Below are 18,182 nucleotides of genomic sequence, written 5' to 3' on the forward strand. Positions count from 1 at the left end.
AGCGCTTCAATGTTGCCCGGAACCTACGGCCCGCTACACGGCCGTGTCAAGGATGATTCGTCGGTATTTCCGAACCGCAATGTGTGCACGACGACAGGAATCGGGCACGGCGAGGGGCCTGGCTGAGGGCACGGGCCTGGCCCTGGGGCGAAGGCGGGTGCGGGCTCCGGCTCCGGCTCCGGCTTCGTGTGGTGCGCACGCTGGGGCGGGACTTCGGGCAGAACTGCGGAAGCCGAGCTCCCTTCGAGGCAGAGCACCGGTGCGGGACTCGGGGGCAGAGCTCGGGGTACGGGACAACTCCGGCGGAAGACTCCGCTGCTCAGCGCGGCGCGCTGGTGCGGATGATCAGCTCCGGCTCCAGCACGACGGTGGCATGCCGATGCTGCTCGCCCGAGGCCACCTCGTCCATCAGCAGCCGCATCGCTTCCTGCCCCATCGCCCGCCCGGGCAGGTCCACCGCGGTCAGGGGCACCGCTGCGGAACCGGCCGTGCGGTTGTTCTCGCAACCGACGACCGCGATCTGGTCGGGTACGCCGATTCCTGCCACCGTGTGCAGCTCGTGGATGATGCCGTTGGCCAGCTCGTCGGCGACGACGACGAGGCCGTCCGGCAGGTCGCCGGGTTTCCGCCGGGCGAGGTCCTTGCCGACCAGGTGCCCGTGTGCCGTGGTCAGGCCGCCGCTGTCGATCTCCTCCAGCGTCACGCGGGCGCCGGCCTCCTCGACCGCCGCGCGCACTCCCCTGCGCCGGTCACGCACGGGCTGGTAGTCGTCATGTGCGACGACGTAGGCCAGCCTGGTGCGTCCGGTGTCGATGAGGTGGCGTGCCGCGAGATACCCCACGTGCTCGTTGTTGACCAGCACCGAGCAGCACGTGCCCGGTTTGGGCGCGAAGTTGAGCAGCACGATCTGGCGTCCGTGCGAGCGCATCCGGGCGATGCCGTCGGTGGAGTCCTCCATCGGGGCCAGCAGCACTCCGGTGACCCGGGCCTCGTCGAAGAGATCCAGGTACTCGTCCTGGAGCCCCATGTCGCACGTGGTGTTCGCGAGCAGCAGGTTGAGGCCGGCCGCGCGTGCCGCCTCCTGGGCGCCGTGCGCCATGTCGATGAACAGCGAGTTCTCGATGTCGGCCAGCACCAGCCCGACACTGTCGTTCGACCCGGACGCCAGCGACCGGGCCGCGTCGTTGCGCACGAAACCCAACCGGGAGATGGCTTCGCGCACGCGCTGCGCCGTCACCGGGCTGACCTTGGCCGGATGGTTCAGCACGTTGGAAACCGTGCCGAGCGAGACGCCCGCCGCCTTGGCGACGTCCTGCATGCTCGGACCGGCGTGTCCATTTGCTCGTGGACCTGCGGCTGCCACGACGCTCCTCGACTTCCGGTCTCGTTCGACCTGAACACGACATTGACGTGACCAGGCTGGGGTGGACACGCGCAGGATACATGCTTCCGTTAAAGCGCTCCAATGCTCCTTCCTGGCCCCGCACTTCGGCACGACGGGTACGGGCACGGACACCGAGGTCACGGCACACCTTCCCGGGTGACGGGCGAGTCGCCGGACGCTCCCGAGCTCAGCCGCCGCCCGACCGGCGTCCGACCGCCGCCCGAGGAATCACCCCTCTACGCACCGAGCCTCGCCTGCGCAATCACTGCGCAGACTCTTGACGAGCGGCACAGAGGGTGCCAGCCTCGCACCGCTGAAGGGATTGATGCGCTTCAATCCCGACCCCCACCTCTCGCATCCCCCATCCCAAGCGTTGACGGTCCCGGATTCTCGCCGGCCATGGCTCGGCCGATCAGCTGCCGTTCTCCGTCCGGAGCACACAGCGAGCTCCCCGCCCGCGCGCCGTCCTCGCCGTCCTTCTCTCACCGCCGAGGGAGTTACCCACCCATGCACAAGAACAGAAGATCGTGGGCAAAGGCCGCCGCCATCGGCGCCGTGGCCGCCCTGGCGCCCTTCGCGATACCGGCCGTGTCCGCCCACGCCGTCACCTACAGCGGCGGCGTCATGTGGCAGCCGCCGAGCGGGGCCCCCTCCTATGGCTCGCTCTACGCCCACGCCATCCGGCTCCAGCACAGCACCGACTCCAACGGCACACTGCTGGCGTCCTTCGAGCAGTACTCCGGAAACGGCATGCCGGTGTACCGCAGCACCGACTCGGGGCGCACCTGGACACAGATCTCCACGATCCACGACCAGGTCAACTCCTGGAACAACATCCAGCTCGAACCCGTCCTCTACGAGCTTCCGCAGGCGGTCGGCTCGTTCCCCGCCGGCACGATCATCGCGGCGGGTGACTCCATCCCCACCGACAACTCCAAAACCAAGATCGACATGTACGCCAGCACCGATCACGGTGTGACCTGGAGCTTCGTCAGCTCCATCGCCACCGGCGGAGACGCGGTCGCCTCCAACGGGCACACTCCCGTGTGGGAACCGTTCTTCCTCGTGGCGAACAACAAGCTCATCGCCTACATCTCGGACCAGCGGGACCCCGCACACGGCCAGAAGCTCGCCCACTTCACGACGACCGACGGCGTCAACTGGTCGTCCGAGGTCGACGATGTCACGTACGCGGACTACAGCGCCCGGCCGGGAATGGCGATCGTCACGCGCCTCGGCAATGGCAACTACATGCTCACCTACGAGGTCTGCAACGCGTCGAGCAGCAGTTGTCCCGTGTACTACAAGATCGCGTCCAATCCGGAGACCTTCGGATCGGTCACCGGAACGCAGCTCGTGACCACGGACAACATTCGCCCCGGAGGCAATCCGTACGTCACCTGGCTTCCGACGGGCGGCCCGAACGGCACGATCGTCGTACAGGCGTACAGCGACCAGCAGCTGTACAAGAGCACCGACAACGGGGCGACCTGGGTGCGCATGTTCTCCAACACTGTTTCGGGTTACAGCCGCGGGCTGCTCCCCCTCGCCGACGGCAAGAGCCTGCTGGTCACGCGAGGCGGCGTGCTGACCACCAACGGCACGAACAAGGTGACCTACGGCATCGACGACTACGGCGGCGGTATCTCGACAGGCGCCGGCTACAAGGTCCAGAACGTCCTGAGTTCCCAGGTGCTGGGCGTGCCCAACGCCAATTCCGGGTCCTCGGTCGTCCAGGCGCCGGACAACGGAACCCCGGACCACAACTGGCAGTTCCTTCTCCAGAGCAACGGGTACTACCGCATCCTGAACACCTTCAGCGGCAAGTACCTCGCCGTCCCCGGTGGATCGCTGTCGTCGGGCGCCGGTGAGATCCAGTGGACGTCGACGGGCGGTGCGGAGCAGGACTGGTCGGTCGAACCGGCACCGGCGGGCGGATACACCATCACCAACCGGCGCAGTGACCTGGCGCTGACCATGGCGACCGACGCGAACGGTCAGACCTCGACGAACGAGCAGGTCACCCAGGCGCCGCTCACGTCTTCGGCAAACCAGCGATGGAACCTCATCCAGACCGCGGCTCCCGACTTCACCAGCGGACAGTTCGTGATGGCCAACGTCAACAGCGGAAAGTACGCGGAGGTGGTCGGAAGCGGCGACGGAACACAGGCCGACCAGTACCGCAACGTTAACCATCCGGACCAGTACTGGACCTTCACCCAGACCGGCTCCTACTACACGATCACGAACGCGGCCTCGGGCGACCTCCTCGACTCGGCCGGGGGCACCAGCAGCGGCAGCGCGGTCGTCCAGAAGCCGGCCTCAGGCGGAACGTCCCAGCAGTGGTCCCTGGTCGACACCGGAGCCGGCAAGTACCAGGTGGTCAACCGTGCCAGCGGACTGGCTCTGTCAGTGACCAACGCATCGACCGGCGACGGAGCCCTGCTGGACCAGGAGTCGACCTCGACGGCGTCCGCACAGCGGTGGGCGATCACGAAGATCAACTAGCCGCGCTTTCCAGCAGGCGGCCGGTCGGCCAAGGCACCCCACGGCAGAACGCCCACCTGCGCCCGCGCCGTTCACGCGAGCCGGTCGGGCGGCCATCAGCCGCCGCCCGGCACTGCTCCTCGCCCGGCCTTCGCCCCCGTCCCCGTGCCCCCGTGCCCGCCTCACGAGCACGGGGCCGGGAGGCGGCCGTATCGGGCGGCGGGCCACCACGGACCGACCATGGCGAGCCGACCGACGACCACCGACCGCCGGCTGCGCGGCCGAACCTCGCGTCAGCCACACAAAGGAGTTGCGCATGACCAGCCAACGCAGCGGAGGCCCACGCCCCGCAGCCCGCCGACGGCGCGTCCATCCCACCCTCGCCGCCCTGCTGGCCGCCGCACTGGCCGTTCTGGGCCTGGTCGCAGCCGGCCAGGCGCACGCTCTCAGCGGGGACACCCGGATGCACGACCCGTCCGTCATCAAGGTGGGCAGCTGCTACTACGGGTTCTCCACCGGGTTCGAGCACGACTCGCTCAACCCGAGCGGCTCCATCACCGAACGCAGAACGTGCGACAGCACGGCGGCAACCGGCTGGACCAAGATCGGCAACGTCTGGGACTCCACCCCGTCCTGGATCACGGCCAAGCTCGGTTCCACGCCGCCGAACACCTGGGCCCCGGACATCAAGTACTTCAACGGCACGTACCACCTGTACTACGCCGGTTCGCTCTGGGGTTCTTCGTATGCGGTCATGGGCCTCGCCACCGCCACGAACATCGAAGGCCCCTGGACCGACCAGGGCATGGTCACCGACGTCAACTACCCGATCGACCCCAACGTCGACTGGGGGCCCGACGGCCGCCTCTACATCTCCTGGGGGTCCTGGACCGGCTCCGGCACCTACATGCACGTGCTGGACCAGTCCACGGGCAAGCTGTCCACGACCGACAACAACCTCTGGCACATCGCCGTCGGCATCGAGAACCCGACGATCATCCTCAACGGCGGCTACTACTACCTCTTCGGCTCGAAGGGCACCTGCTGCAGCGGGGTCAACAGCACCTACTACACCGTGGTCGGGCGGTCCACCAGCATCACCGGGCCCTACCTCGACCAGAACGGCGTGGACATGGCCGCCGGCGGAGGAACCCCCGTGCTCGCCGGCGCCTACCCGAAGGTGGCGGCCGGGGGCGCGGACGCCTACGACGACGGCACGTCGAAGTACCTCGCGTACCACTACTACGACGGGAACAACAACGGGCAGGAGACCCTCGACATCCGCCAGGTCACCTTCGCGGCCGGCTGGCCCGTCCTGGCCGCCCCGCTGGGCTCCGCGAACAACCACCTCCTGAACCGCAACAGCGGCAAGTGCGCCGACGTCTGGTACGCGAGCACCGCTGACGGGGCAGCCGTGAACTCCGGGAACTGCAACTCCGGAACCAACCAACAATGGGTGCCGACCCCCGTCGGGTCCGCCTACCGGCTGGTCAACGTCAACAGCGGGAAGTGTCTGGAAGTCGGCGGCGCCTCCACCGCCGACGGCGCTGTGGTCGACCAGTCGACCTGTAACGGCGGCGCACAGCAGCTCTGGACGAAGAGGCCGGTCATCGGTGGGTACGTCACCTTCACGAACGCCAGCAGCGGCCGATGCCTCGAAGTCGCCGGGGCGTCGACCGCCAACGGAGCGGCCCTGGACCAGTCGAGCTGCGACTCCGGGACGAACCAACAGTGGCTGGTCGTCTGAGACGGGCGAGCCGGCCTCGACGGGCACCCGGACCGGGCCCCCTCGAGGGGCCCCGGCCGACTCCGGCAGTGAATCGCTCCGGGTCTGGTGAAGGCTCCACCGGTCCCGGAGCGGTTCACTCTGCTGGAACCGGCTCTTCAGACGCATGTGCGAGTGCAATCGCAAAGTAGGCGCACCCCGAAAGCGTCACAGGGACACGGGCAACATGACGCGCCGACCGCATCGTGTCCGACAGCGCAGCCGCTCTCATGACGAAGCCGCGCCGGCGCTCTCCGGTGCGGCCTCGTCGTCTCACGGCTCCACGCAAAGCCCCCAGGCGGGGCCTCGCCGTATCACAGCCCCTATGAGCGGGGGGGCTGACTGTAGCTGTTTTACCAGGTGGAAGACCTCCCGGGCCGCGTAGCGTTTGAGGCAGCGGACGATTTCGCGCCGCGTCTTGCCCTCCTTGATCCGCCGCTCGTAGTAGTCCTGAGTGCGCGGGTCGACCCGCAGGCGGGTGAACACGATGCGGTGAAGCGCGGCGTTGGCCTGCCGGTCGCCGCCGCGATTGAGGCGACGGAATTGCCTGCGTCCCGAGGAACGCTCGACAGGGCTGACACCGCACAGCGCGGCGAACGACGCCTCGCTGTCCAGCCGTTCCGGGTTGTCCCCCACCGTGATTAGCAACGTGACCGCTGTGTCCGGGCCGATCCCCACCACGTCGAGCAGCTGCGGGGCATGCCGTTCCACAAGCCGGGTCAGACGAGCCTCCACGTCGCGGACCTCCTCGGAGAGCTGGCCGATCCGGTGGGCCAGAAGGCCCAGCGTGATCCGGGTGGCCTCCACCACTGACTCCGCGCCAGCCTCCTCGCGACTACGCGCATCGGTGAACTGCGCGCAGGTACGGAAGAGTTCGGCATTGCCCAGTCCGGCCAGTTCCTCCCGCAAGACAGGGTCCGCAGTGACGAGTACGGCCTTGAGCTGGTTGATGGCCTGGGTGCGGGCTTTGACGGCCGACGCCTTCGTGAGTTTGTACATTCGCGCGATCTGTACCGGCCCGTCGCCCGTTTTGGCCCGAGCGGAGGCCCGCCCGCTCAACACGGCTCGCGCCGCATTCTGGGCATCGAGCGGATCCGACTTGCCACGCCGCCGGCGATCCGCCCGGTCCATCCAGTTCACGTCGAACACGTCCACACCCTGGGCCAGCAGATAGCGGGACAGGGACGCTCCATAGGAGCCGGTCCCCTCCACCCCGGCCCGCCCCACGGCTCCCGACTTCCTGGCCCACTCCAGCAGATCACGGTATCCAGCCGCGGTGGCCGGGAACTCGCCAGTGGCAAGGACTGCCCCTGTCACTGAGAGCACCGAGGCTACGTGGGCATCCCGGTGCGTATCCACTCCCAGAACCACCTCCCCTGCCGGGCGACGACGGCCGGTCTTGGGAGCAGGCGACGTGCTGGGCACGGTCGCACCAGACATGCCCGTTCCTCTCCTCCCGTCCGATACCACGTCGCGTTGCCGGTACCGGGCCGCGTCAGACGGTCAGAATCGTGAGGACGCCACAACTATCGACAGGCCCCTATCGGGACACACCCCGCCGGCCCGGCACCGACAACGCACCATCCCCGACCACCGGCCGACACTGTGACACCAGGACACTTCAGTCAGAAATACCATGAGTCAGGCCATGGGCCCGGGACAGCACCCGCCCATCCTCCCGCCCCCATCTCACCACCGCTCAGGAACCGCAGGACATGCTCAATCCCCTTCACGCAACACCCCGAAACTGATCCCGGCCGAGCGCAACAGGCGCACGGAGACAAACTGTGCGTTCAGGGGGCGGAGTTGCTCTTCGGCGGAGGCACCGCCACCGGCCAGCCCGACTGCGGCAACCAACCCTGTTGTCAGAGACAGTACTTACTCTCAAAATATGCCCCACAACGTGCTGCAACGCGGTCACGGGATCACTATCAACCTGAGTGCACCAGACCTGGGTAACCCCGACCGCCCGTGGCTCCTGCAGGAGATTCACCGCAACTACAAGCCCGACCTTCTCTACTGCCTCGGGGCCCATGAATACGGCACCGGCTGCCCCGGGTTCATGACCATCGTCGAGAAGAACGGCCGCTACCACAGCCCGGCATGTGACCAGGGGCGAGGTGTCCGAGACAGCGGGCGAGAGCGAGCTGCACAAGGCACTCAAGAAGCCGGGACAGCAGCGGCACATCCGCATCGCGGTCCTGCACGCTCGCCGCCGTCACCAGCACCACCAGCAGCAGCAACCCCAGCGCGTCCACAGCCAGGTGCCGCTTACGGCCGCCCACCTTCTTCCCAGCGTCCCAGCCCGACGTGGTGCACGGCACGCTTGCCGCCGCCCGCAGCGACTGCGAGTCCACGATCGCCGCCATCGGATCGATCTTGCGGCCCTCCTTGACCCGGACCGCATCGCGCAGCCGGTCGTGCAGTTCGGTCAGCAGCCCGCTGACCAGCCAGCGGCGGGCGAAGGCATGCGCCCGCCGAGACGGCGGAAAGTCCGCCGGTAGATTCCGCCTTATGTGGAATCGAGTCGGGCTAGTACTGCGGCCGATTGCAGAGGAAGCAGCCGTCCCAGAGCGGGAGCGCGCTGAGGACGCGGTGGCGCACGCACGAGGCCATCGCGGCCTCTTCCGGGCCGGGGAAGCCGCGTGCGGCGCTGCTGTCGGCGGGCGTGAGGTTCCCCCGAAGAGGTGTGGAAGGTCCTGACCGACTTCGCCGGATACGCACAGTGGCACCCCGACCTGAGCTTCGTCGATGTGCCCACCGAAGTCCGGCCCGGAACCGTGCTGCGGGCCCGTCTGTCGACCGGATCCGAGATCGACGGGGAGTACGACTTCACGGTCCTGCACTACGAGGCACCGCGACGCCTCGCCTGGGAGGGCGGCATCCCCGGCGTCGTCACGGGGGACCATTCCTTCCTCCTCGACCCCATGACGGCGGAACGCGCTACACGGAATCCGAGACTTTCACCGGCCCGGCCGCCGTGGAAACCGTGGAGCCCAACCGGGCCCAAATGGAGAAGAACTCCGCGAGCTACGGCAGGGCCCTGAAAGGGCGACTCGAATCCGGCCACTGACCACTCCCCTCGCAGCCCACACACCGGACGTCCGTCCGCGCACCGGAACACTTCCGCGCCCGCAGACCACACGGTCTGCGGGCGCGGGTGTACTCGAGAACGCAGCCCCCGAAGGAACAGCAATGAACCACACGCTCGGCATCATCGGAAGCGGCAACATAGGCGGCGCGGTCGCGCGCCTGGCCGTCAACGCGGGGATCGACGTGGTGGGCAACTCGCGCGGTCCCCAGACCCTGCGAGGCCTCACCGACCGCCTCGGCCCCCGGGCGCGTGCGGCCACTCCGGCGGAGGCCGCCGCGGCAGGCGACTGGACACTCGTCGCCGTTCCCTTCAGCGCCGTGCCCCACCTGCCCATGGACGCCCTGGCGGGGAAGATCGTCATCGACGCGAACAACTATTACCGCCTGCGGGACGGCGTCATCGCCGAACTGGAGACGGGCAGCCTCACCGCGGGAGCTCTGTTCCAGCGGTACGTGCCGGGCGCGCGGACGGTCAAGACGTTCAACACCATCTACTTCGAGCACCTCGTCTCCCTGGCCCGTCCCGCCGGCTCCGCGGACCGCAGCGCGCTCCCCCTCGCCGGCGACGACGACGTGGCCAAGCAGTCCGTCACCGCTCTGCTCGACCGCCTCGGCTACGACACCGCCGACGCCGGCACCATGTCGGAGAGCTGGCGCATCCAGGAGGGCAGCCCCGCCTACGTCCTCCCCTACGTGTCCGACCCCCGACTGCCCTGGCCTCAGGACCCGGGAAAGCCAGCCGCCGCCAAGGAGATCCGCACGGCCCTGGAACAGGCAGGCAGCAGTTCCTGAGGAGGACGGATCCGACCAACACCTCAATTCCGGGGCGGCGAGCCCGGACGGGCGACAGCTCAACAGCGCATAACCGAAGTGGGACGGATTTCGGGCTCTCGTCTCCGTCGACGCGGGCCAGGTGGTGCTGCGCTCGAGGCGCGGCACCGACATGGGCCGTCGTTTCCGGAGGTTGTGGGAGGGGCCGTGCAGCTGCCGGACGCGACCGCCTGGACGGCGAGCTGGTCGTATGGGACGCCGCGGGCCGCCTCGCGTTCGAGCGGTTACAGAACCGGCTTGTCCGGCGTGGTGCCGGGGCGGCTCGGGCGGCGGAGGAGTGGTCGGTCCACTGCGTCGCGTTCGATCTGCTGCGGCTGTCCGGGACGACACGACCGGGTGGCCGTATCGGCGACGCCGGGTCGCGCTGGAGTCCGTGTTCGCCGCCCGTCGGCTGTCGGCGCCGTGGGCGCTGTGCCCGTCGACCACCGAGGCCGACGTCGTGCGCGAGTGGCTGACGTGGGCGTCGGTCGAGATGGGGAAGTCGGCGTCGACGTCGCCCGCGACGGCGGCCAGGTCGTGGCATCCCTGCATGCAAGAGACCTGCTGATGGTCAGCCGACCGTGCGACTCAGGTCCAGAATGGCGGTGCGGTTGGCCCCCAGGAGGTCGAAGACGTCGAGTTCCGTGGTGTCGATTTCGGCGATGTGCCAGGCCAGATGCTCGCCGGCAGCAAGTAGCGCAGGAATTTGGACGTCGCCGGTGCCGATGGGGGTCTGCTGCTCCTCGTGGCCCACTGGCCCGTCCTTGAGGTGCACGGCGACGGCGCGTCGGCCGAGCTGCGTCAGTACCGCTACGGGGTCCTGGCCGGCGGCGGTGGCCCAGTAGACATCGAGCTCGGCGAGGAGCCGCTCGCCCGCCAGTTCCCAGAAGACGTCGTAACCAGCACGGCCGTTGGGGAGCTTGGTCCACTCGAATTCATGGTTGTGATAGCCGAGGTTGATACCGTGACCGGCCAGTTCTTCGGAGGCCGCGGTCAGCCGCGCCGCGAAGGCGGGCAAATAGTCGGCGTCGCCGAACACGTTCCGTTCGAAGCCCTCGACGAGCTCTGGAACCGGGACGAACACCGTGTCCGTGCCGAGGACGCGGCACTCTTCGACGAGTGGTGCGAGGTCGCCGTCAGAGAGAGCAGCATGTACCGACGAGACCGTGAGCCCGGCCGCGTCCAGGGCGGCGCGCAGCTCGCGGGCCCGCTCGACGCGCTCAGCCGGGGTGGCCTTCCAGTGTCCGAAGCCGAACGGCTCGACGTGGCGGTACCCGAGATCTGCGATGCGTGCGAGCGTACCGGCGAGGTCGGAGAAGAGCGGTTCGCGGACGCTGTAGAGCTGGACGGACAGGCGGGCCTTGCTGCTCATGGAGTCCTCCACGGACCGAAAGGGACTGGACGGCGGGCAGGGATATCCGGGGCGCGGAACCCGCGCTGGATCGTGTGCCGGTGCTGCGGGAGTGAGTGGTGTGTCAGCTGAGGCCCGTTTCAGAAGATCAGGGGACGCAGGGTGCGGTGGGCGATCTCCAGGCCCTGGGTGACCTTCTCGGGCGACCCACCCCACACGGGGTCCTCGTGTTCGACGGAGAGCGTGCCGGTGTAGCCGTGCTCGTAGAGGCGGTCGATGATGCCGGACCAGTCGACCTGGCCGAGACCGGGGACGCGGTAGCGCCACCAGCCCATGTCCCAGGGGTTCGCGGAGCGGTCGACGGCGGGTCCGAAGTGGCCGTAGCGCTGCCGGTCGGCGGGACGCAATTGGACGTCCTTCGCCTGGGCGTGCACGATGCGATCGATGTACGGGGCGATCGTCTCGACCGGGTCGATGCCGATCCATGTCAGGTGCGAGGGGTCCCAGTTGAGGTAGAGACCGAGGTCAAACATCCACTCCCACAGCTCGGGCGAGTAGGCGAGGTTGCCCGGGTATCCGTCGGGATGCCAGCCCTCCATCACGCAGTTCTCGATGATGATCCGCACGTCGCGCTCGCCCGCGTACTCGACGAGTTCGGGGAAGACGCGCTCTGCCTCGGCGAGGTTCTCGGCGATGGGACGTGTCCAGTCGCGGCCGACGAACGTGCCGACGTACGGGACGCCGAGGAGATGGGCGGTGTCGATGGCGTGCTTGAGATGCGTGCGGATCTCTTCGCGCCGGCCAGGGTCGGGGTGGAGGTTGTTCTCGTAGTAGGCGAGGGCGGACAGCGCCAGACCGTGCTGTTCGAACAGGCCACGGGTCGCGTCGGCCTCGCGCTCGCCGAAGGTGGTGACGGGGAGGTGAGCGGCCTCGAAGTCGCGGCCGCCGGAGCCGGGCCAGACCGCGACCTCCAGAGCCTGATAGTCGTGGCCCGCCGCCCAGGAGGCGATCGTGGGCAGGTCCCACTGCGGGAGGCAGGCTGTCAGGAATCCCAGTTTCATGCGTACTTCACCTTGGTCCAGTCACCGGTGCGGGAGGAGGAGAGGAAGGCGTCGACGAGGCGCGCGGCGCGCAGCCCGTCGGCGAAGGTCGGCAGACCTTCCGGGGCGGCGTCCCCGATGGCCGCGTAGGTGTCGGAGACGAACGCGGCGAAGCAGTCGGCGTATCCCTGGGGGTGGCCGGCCGGCAGGACGGACAGCCGGCGTTGCTCAGCGCTGCCGTGGTGCGGGTCACGGTGCACGACGCGGCTTTCGTGTTCGGCGCCGAGCCAGATGGTCTCCGGGTTCTCCTGGTCGAAGACCGCGCTGCCGCGGGATCCGTCGAGTTCGAACCACAGGCGGTTCTTGCGCCCGGCGGAGACCTGCGAGACGGTCAGCGAGGCGAGCAGGCCGCGCTGGGTCCGCAGCAGGAGGGTGGCGCAGTCCTCGGTTTTGACGCGGGTGCGCGGGCCGTCCGTGGAATGGGCCGAGAAGGATGCGGTGTCCGCTGCGGGCCGCTTGCCCACCGCCACCGAAGAAGCGGCGGTCAGCTCGGTGAAGGTCTCGCCGGAAACCCATTGGACCAGGTCGCACCAGTGCGATCCGATGTCGGCGAAGGCCCGGGAAGCGCCGCCGCGTGCCGGGTCCACACGCCACCCGGACGCCTCGGGCGAGAGCATCCAGTCTTGCAGGTAGCTGCCGTGCAGCAGATGCCACCGGCCGAACTCGCCGTCCAGACGCCGACGGCGGATCTCCCGTACGAGAGGGTGGTAGCGGTAGACGAACGGCACGGTGGCCGTCAGTCCGCTCCGCTCCGCGACCGCTGCCAGCCGTTCCGCCTGCTCGACGGAGACGCCGAGCGGTTTCTCACAGACGACGTGCTTGCCGGCCGTCAGAGCCTGAAGGGTGTAGTCGGCGTGGGTGTGGTTGGGAGTGCAGACGTGCACAACGTCGACACTGCCGTCGGCGAGCAGTGACGGCAGATCCTCGTACGGGGTGGTGCCCCACCGCCGGGCGACCTCCAGGCTGCGTGCGGGTGTGGAAGCGAGCACGCCGACGACGTCGCCGCCCGCGGCATGGATCGCTCGGCGGTGGACCTCGGCGATCATCCCCGCGCCGATGACCGCGGCGCGGAGCGGGCGGCTGGCCTCTGTTGCGGATGGTGTGGTGGGTGGGGCCATGACGTCGCCCTCCCTTCGACTCGTGTGATGGGGTTAGCGGCCGGCGAGGGCGCCACCGATGCCGCCTACGCTGAAGTACCGGTGCAGCGCGGCGAAAACGATGCACGGGGGGAGCAGCATGATGACCGCGACGGCCATGACGCCGCCCCAGTCGGTGGCGTTCTGCTGGAAGAAGTTCTGCAGGCCGACGGGCAGGTTGAGGACTGCGTCGGAGTGCAGGAACACCAGGGCGACCAGGTAGTCGTTCCACGCCAGTAGAAAGGCGAACACTGCCGCGGACAGGATGCCGGGGTAGGAGTTGCGCAGCACGATCCGGGAGAAGGAACCGAACACGGAGAGGCCGTCGACCCAGGCGGCCTCCTCCAGGCTGGCCGGGATGGAGTCGAAGTAGGCAGCCATCATCCAGGTGGTCACGGAGATGGTGCTGCCGACGTAGACGATGGTCAGCCCGAGAAGGTTGTCGACCAGGCCCATCCGGGAGAACAGGATGAACAGCGGGATGACTGAGGTGATCACAGGGAGGGACTGGAGGACGAACAGCAGGAGGGAGAAGCCGCCGACGACCTTGCCCCGACCTCTGGAGAGCACATAGCCGGCCGGTGCGGCGACCACCACCGAGACGACAACCGTGGAGCATGCCACCAGCAGGCTGTTGGCGAGCCAGCGCAGCACGTCGGTGTCGCGGAGGACTTTCGCGAAGTTCTCCAGGGTGAACAGGGACGACTCGGAGCTGTCCGCTGCGGGGCGGAAGGCCAGCAGAACTGTGGTCAGTACCGGAGCCATCGCCAGCAGGGTGATGACGAGCAGGACGGCGAACCGCAACCCCTTTGAACGGGATGCCCGGGCACTGGTCTCGGTCGTGGGCGGTTGCAGTGCCGGGGGTGCGGCGGCTTGAGGGGCGAGGCTCATGCGACATCGGCCTTTCGGATCCGGCTGAAGAGCAGGGCGGAGACGATGACCAGGACGAAGGTCATGGTGAACGCGATGGCGACGCCCGGGCCGGTCTGGAAGTCCTGGAAGACCTTGCGGTAGGCGAGGACGATCAGGGAGGACGTGGCGTCGACGGGCCCACCGCCGGTGAGGAGGTAGATAGTGGGAAAGTCGTTGACGCAGAAGATCGCCATGAGGACCCAGGAGATGTATGTGCTCTTGGCGGTCATCGGCAGGGTGATGAACCGGAAACGCTGCCATGGCCCGGCGCCGTCCAGGCGGGCTGCCTCATAGACGGAGTCTTCGACGGAGGCCAGCGCCGAGGAGCTCATCAGCATCATGAACGGAAAGCTGAGCCACACTTTCACGACGCACACGGTGATCACGGCGAGGGTGGGGTCCGCGAGGAACAGGACGTCGCCGAAGCCCAAGGCGCGCGCGATCGTCGGCAGCGGACTGTCCCGTGTGGCCACCAGCCAGTTCCACGCAGTGGCGGACACGACGATCGGCATGACCCAGGGGAGCAGCAGCAGGACGCGGAACACCTTGGCTCCGGGCACCGGCATGCGCAGCAGGAGGGCGAGGCCGAGCCCGATGGCCCAGCTGCCGAACACGCCGGCCAGCAGGAACACGACGGTGAACAGAGCCGCGTTGCGGAACTCGGGGGTGGGGAGTGTCAAAGTGAAATTCTGGAGTCCGACGTACTGCCCCGTGTTGATCAGCGAGCCGTTGTGGACGGCTTGGATCGCTGCGTAGACAAGGGGATAGGTGCAGATCAACAGCAGCAGAACGACCGATGGTGCGGCCAGGAGGAGCATGGTGCGCTTGTGGGAGGGTCGCATCCTCGTCGTGGTGGGCGCGGTGGTCATGGCGCGTTCTCCGGATCGGTCGTGATCACAGGGCGATGGAGGCGATGCTCTTTTGAAGGGTGGTCAGGGCATGCCTGGGCCCGGTGTCCCCTCGGAGGATCGTCTGAGTGAAGCGGTACAGGGCGCTTCCGCCATCGACGGCGGCCAGCCGGGCGGTGCCGCGCTTGGCGTAGGTGCGTGAGATCGGCTGCCACTCCCGGACGATCTTCACCTGGCGGGGATCACGGGCGAGCGCTTCGCTGCCGGCAATGGACTTCAGCACGGGCAGTGTGGTGATGAGGCCCTCGTCCCAGTAGGTCTGCAGGTGCTGCAGGTAGTAGCGGAGAAAGCCCTCGGCTGCCGCGGGACGAGTGTCCGGATTCTTGTACATCATCAGGTTGTTGACGTAGTAGAGAGCGCCCTTGTCGCCGTGCGGTCCGGTCAGCGGTGAGGCCACGTCCAGAAGGTTGCCCGTGGTGCCGACTCGGCTGGGCAGGCCGGAGTCGTGGATACCCATGGCTACCTCACCGGATTTCCACTGGCTCAGGACGTTGTCTGCGGAGTAGCCGAGGCAGGCCGGATCGATGATCTTCTCCTTGACGAGCTCCTGGGCGAAGTCCATGGCCTCGATGTTGCGACTGGTGACGCAGTCGGGATTGCCGTCGGGGTCGAAGAGACCGCCGCCGTTGCCGAGCATGAGGCCGATCAGCATCTGCGTCCCGGCGGTGTTTCCGGCGCCGGCGCCCGTGCCGTACGCGTAGTGGCCGGCTTTCTTGAGCCGGCGTCCGGCGTCCAGCAGCGAGTCCCAGTCGGTGGGCACTGAGGTGCCGGTCTCGTCGAGAACGCGCTTGTTGTACCAGAGCACGCGCATATCAAGTTGCCAGGGGATGCCGACATAGCCATCGGCGGTGCGCATGGTGTCCAATACGCCGGGCAGGAAGACGTCGTCCGCACCCGCAGCGTGCAGTTGCTCGACGACATTGTCGGCGTGGTGGATCGCCCCCTGCTGCTCGAACAGGAACGCCTGGAAACTGGCTCCAGTGCTGATCGCGGGACCCTTGCCAGCGGCGATGCCCGTGGCGAAGGTCATGTAGTAGTTGTTCCACGGCACGGACTGGTACGACGCGCCGCGCGCTCCGTCAGCGGTGCGGTAACCCCGTGTGACCCGTTCGGCGAGGCCGCTGTAGGCGGGCGGGCCCCACGGCATGTCCCAGAACCGGACGGCACGAGATTCGGTCGCACTGCCGCAGCCGCTCAGGAGTGGCGCGGTGGCGGCGGCGCCGAGCAGGCCGAGGAAGGTCCGCCGCCGACTGCCGACGGGGGCGTGGGTGGTGCGTGCGGTCATGGCGATCCCTCGCGGTGTGTAGTGGCGCGCCCCATGGTGAGCAGGTCCGCAGCGAGCGCGTGCAGGTCGGCAGTGGCTGCCGCTTCGAACCCCTGCGCCTCGGAGACACTGAGCAGTCGGTGCAGTCGGCGCCAGGCTGCTCGTTGCGGCGACTCGTAGTGAGTCGGCCAGGTGTGAGAGCCGTCGGGTGAGGTGACGGTCAGGACTGCCGGGCGCGCCGTGCGCCAACTGGGAATCTGCAAGTGGACGGCCCGACCTGCGCCTATCAGCCGCAGGGACGCGGTCGGCGCGAGAGCATCGGTCAGCACGGTGCCCAGCAGCCCGGTACGCCCTCCGACAGTGGCGGTCGCCAGTACGCCGCGCTCGGTGCGCAGATGAGTACGGACCTCATCCGCAGGGCTGCCGAGAACGCGCAGCAGTGCCAGCTGGTCCAACAGCGCCTGACCGAGGTCATGGTCGGTCGGGAGGGTGAGACGGCATTCGATCGCGCTTGCCGGATCTGCGTCAACGGTGTCTCGCAGAGCTTCAGCAGCCTGGGCCGCCATCGGGGTGCCCGCCCAGGGGCTGTCGAGGACCACGGCGGTACCATGCTTCCCGGCCAGCTCGGCCAGGGCCACGACGTCGGCGGGGTCGGCCGGAGCCGGGTGGCGGACGACGAGACCCGCTACCCCGTCCTGGACGGCGGCCGCGGCCGCATCGACCCAGCCTCGACTACCCGACAGCGCACGCACCGGCACGCGATCGGCAGTGGCCGGACGGAAAGAGAGTGGAAGCGTGGCAAGGACGGCCGCGGTGTCGGCATCCGCGTAGACATCGAAGGTCCGCTGGATTTCGGTTCGGACGGTGCCGTTGATGCCGGTCATGCGGCTTCCCTTGAATCCGGTGCGATCAGTTCGGAGGCGGCGTCGGCGAGGCGCATGACCAAGCACAGGTCGGCCAGGTCATGTTCGTGACGGACGCCGTCGACGACCTCGCCGCGAGCAAGCGCGGCAACGTGTTGCCACTCGCCCAAGTAGCCGTTGCTGTCGGCGGGCTCCGCCACCGTCGTCGAGTCGTGGCTGCGCAGCGCTGCGCGGGCCGCCCCCGCCTGCACGTAGCTGGGGGTGAAGTCGAGACGGAGGGCCTCGGTGTCCGAGACCACCTCCAGCGTCCAGTCCGGCTGCCATGTGGCATCGACGACGGCGTGCAGTTCCACGGTCCGCCCACCGGCGGTGAAGACGATGCGGTAGCCCCAGGGCAGCAGCGGTCGAGCCTCATGGACTACAAGGTCGTCGATCTGCGGAAGGAAACTCCTGATCAGCGGGAGGTCGTGGACGGCGAGACCGAGGATGCCGCCTACCACGACCTCGGCCTGAGCGGCTGAGTCAGCCATGTCCCGGGCGGGACTGGCTGCGTGGCGTCCGTATACCTCGGTGGCCAGTTCCTCGTAGCGCGAGTTCGGTGGCAGCACGATGGAGGAGCGGATGGTGTGGGCTGTGCGCCTCAACTCGGCTGACCGGCGGTCGGCCCACAGCCAGCCCGGATCGAACAGGTGCATGGCGCCGACGACTACAGGTACCCCGGTGCGCCGGGAAACTTCGCCGATCCGTTCGGCTTCGGCCATGGAAACCGCGAGGGGCTTTTCGCACAGGACTGCGCGCTTGCCTGCCTCGCAGGCCGCGATGACCTGCTCGGCGTGGAACCGGTGCGGACTGCACACGGCCACCACCTCTACATCGGGATCGGCGATCAAGGCATCGGCGTGAGCGGAATGCCGGGCACGGACCGCCGCACCCACATGAGCGGCCAGGTCTTCGTCAGGGTCGCTGATGTGGCGGACAACGAAGGTGCCCGCCAGGGACGCAAGGGCGGGCAAGTGAACGGTCTGTGTCACAAGTCCGGCGCCAATGAGGCCGACGCCAAGCCGTTCGGGGGGAGCCATCCCACTCCTTCACGCCAAAAGTAATCAGTC

At 68.2% G+C, this 18,182-nt stretch carries 15 protein-coding genes; 4 read left to right on the forward strand and 11 right to left on the reverse strand.

What is annotated here, in order from left to right:
* Window positions 1–319: 319 nt before the first annotated feature.
* Complete coding sequence (locus tag RNB18_RS29950; protein ID WP_266404967.1) at window positions 320–1,318, reverse strand: LacI family DNA-binding transcriptional regulator; 999 nt, start codon at window positions 1,316–1,318, stop codon at window positions 320–322.
* 573 nt (window positions 1,319–1,891) lie between these two features.
* On the opposite strand from RNB18_RS29950, the gene RNB18_RS29955 reads away from it, so the two are divergent.
* On the forward strand, window positions 1,892–3,892 hold the full coding sequence (locus RNB18_RS29955) for an RICIN domain-containing protein (RefSeq protein WP_311717237.1): 2,001 nt from the start codon (window positions 1,892–1,894) through the stop codon (window positions 3,890–3,892).
* A 295-nt stretch (window positions 3,893–4,187) separates the two neighbouring features.
* Window positions 4,188–5,618, forward strand: a complete 1,431-nt coding sequence (locus tag RNB18_RS29960) for an RICIN domain-containing protein (RefSeq protein ID WP_311717238.1) — start codon at window positions 4,188–4,190, stop codon at window positions 5,616–5,618.
* A 291-nt stretch (window positions 5,619–5,909) separates the two neighbouring features.
* Here the strand turns inward: RNB18_RS29960 and RNB18_RS29965 are convergent, their stop codons facing one another.
* Entirely contained in the window at window positions 5,910–7,061 is a 1,152-nt protein-coding gene (locus RNB18_RS29965) for an IS110 family transposase (protein ID WP_449657642.1), read from the reverse strand.
* A 635-nt stretch (window positions 7,062–7,696) separates the two neighbouring features.
* The gene (locus tag RNB18_RS53800; RefSeq protein WP_394817693.1) at window positions 7,697–8,005 is read right to left on the reverse strand and encodes a transposase; all 309 of its coding nucleotides are present in this window, start codon (window positions 8,003–8,005) and stop codon (window positions 7,697–7,699) included.
* Window positions 8,006–8,323: 318 nt separating this feature from the next.
* Between RNB18_RS53800 and RNB18_RS29975 the strand changes: the two genes are divergently transcribed.
* Both RNB18_RS29975 and RNB18_RS29980 read left to right on the forward strand, forming a co-directional pair.
* The gene (locus tag RNB18_RS29975; protein ID WP_311717240.1) at window positions 8,324–8,683 is read left to right on the forward strand and encodes an SRPBCC family protein; all 360 of its coding nucleotides are present in this window, start codon (window positions 8,324–8,326) and stop codon (window positions 8,681–8,683) included.
* Between the two features lie 148 nt (window positions 8,684–8,831).
* Window positions 8,832–9,521, forward strand: a complete 690-nt coding sequence (locus RNB18_RS29980) for an NADPH-dependent F420 reductase (RefSeq protein ID WP_311717241.1) — start codon at window positions 8,832–8,834, stop codon at window positions 9,519–9,521.
* 589 nt (window positions 9,522–10,110) lie between these two features.
* On the opposite strand, the gene RNB18_RS29985 is transcribed toward RNB18_RS29980, so the two are convergent.
* From RNB18_RS29985 to RNB18_RS30020, 8 genes are all read right to left on the reverse strand, one after another.
* Window positions 10,111–10,911, reverse strand: coding sequence for a sugar phosphate isomerase/epimerase family protein (locus RNB18_RS29985; protein ID WP_311717242.1), 801 nt, complete (start codon window positions 10,909–10,911; stop codon window positions 10,111–10,113).
* A gap of 119 nt (window positions 10,912–11,030) precedes the next feature.
* Window positions 11,031–11,951 carry a sugar phosphate isomerase/epimerase family protein gene (locus tag RNB18_RS29990; protein WP_311717243.1) on the reverse strand — a complete coding sequence of 307 codons (921 nt, stop codon included), beginning with the start codon at window positions 11,949–11,951 and terminating at the stop codon, window positions 11,031–11,033.
* A complete protein-coding gene (locus tag RNB18_RS29995; protein ID WP_311717244.1) occupies window positions 11,948–13,108 on the reverse strand; it encodes a Gfo/Idh/MocA family protein in 1,161 nt (386 codons plus the stop codon). Before RNB18_RS29995 ends, RNB18_RS29990 begins: the two co-directional genes overlap by 4 nt.
* Window positions 13,109–13,141: 33 nt before the next feature.
* A complete protein-coding gene (locus tag RNB18_RS30000) occupies window positions 13,142–14,017 on the reverse strand; it encodes a carbohydrate ABC transporter permease (RefSeq protein WP_311717245.1) in 876 nt (291 codons plus the stop codon).
* On the reverse strand, window positions 14,014–14,907 hold the full coding sequence (locus RNB18_RS30005) for a carbohydrate ABC transporter permease (protein WP_311717246.1): 894 nt from the start codon (window positions 14,905–14,907) through the stop codon (window positions 14,014–14,016). The genes RNB18_RS30000 and RNB18_RS30005 overlap by 4 nt, the downstream gene beginning before the upstream one ends.
* Before the next feature lie 25 nt (window positions 14,908–14,932).
* Window positions 14,933–16,231 carry an ABC transporter substrate-binding protein gene (locus tag RNB18_RS30010; protein ID WP_311717247.1) on the reverse strand — a complete coding sequence of 433 codons (1,299 nt, stop codon included), beginning with the start codon at window positions 16,229–16,231 and terminating at the stop codon, window positions 14,933–14,935.
* The gene (locus RNB18_RS30015; RefSeq protein WP_311717248.1) at window positions 16,228–17,094 is read right to left on the reverse strand and encodes a hypothetical protein; all 867 of its coding nucleotides are present in this window, start codon (window positions 17,092–17,094) and stop codon (window positions 16,228–16,230) included. The genes RNB18_RS30010 and RNB18_RS30015 overlap by 4 nt, the downstream gene beginning before the upstream one ends.
* Window positions 17,091–18,152: a Gfo/Idh/MocA family protein gene (locus RNB18_RS30020; protein ID WP_311717249.1), complete on the reverse strand. Its 1,062-nt coding sequence runs from the start codon at window positions 18,150–18,152 to the stop codon at window positions 17,091–17,093. The genes RNB18_RS30015 and RNB18_RS30020 overlap by 4 nt, the downstream gene beginning before the upstream one ends.
* Between the last annotated feature and the right edge of the window lie 30 nt (window positions 18,153–18,182).

The sequence above is a fragment of the Streptomyces doebereineriae genome (assembly GCF_031845645.1).
Lineage (GTDB): Bacteria > Actinomycetota > Actinomycetes > Streptomycetales > Streptomycetaceae > Streptomyces > Streptomyces canus.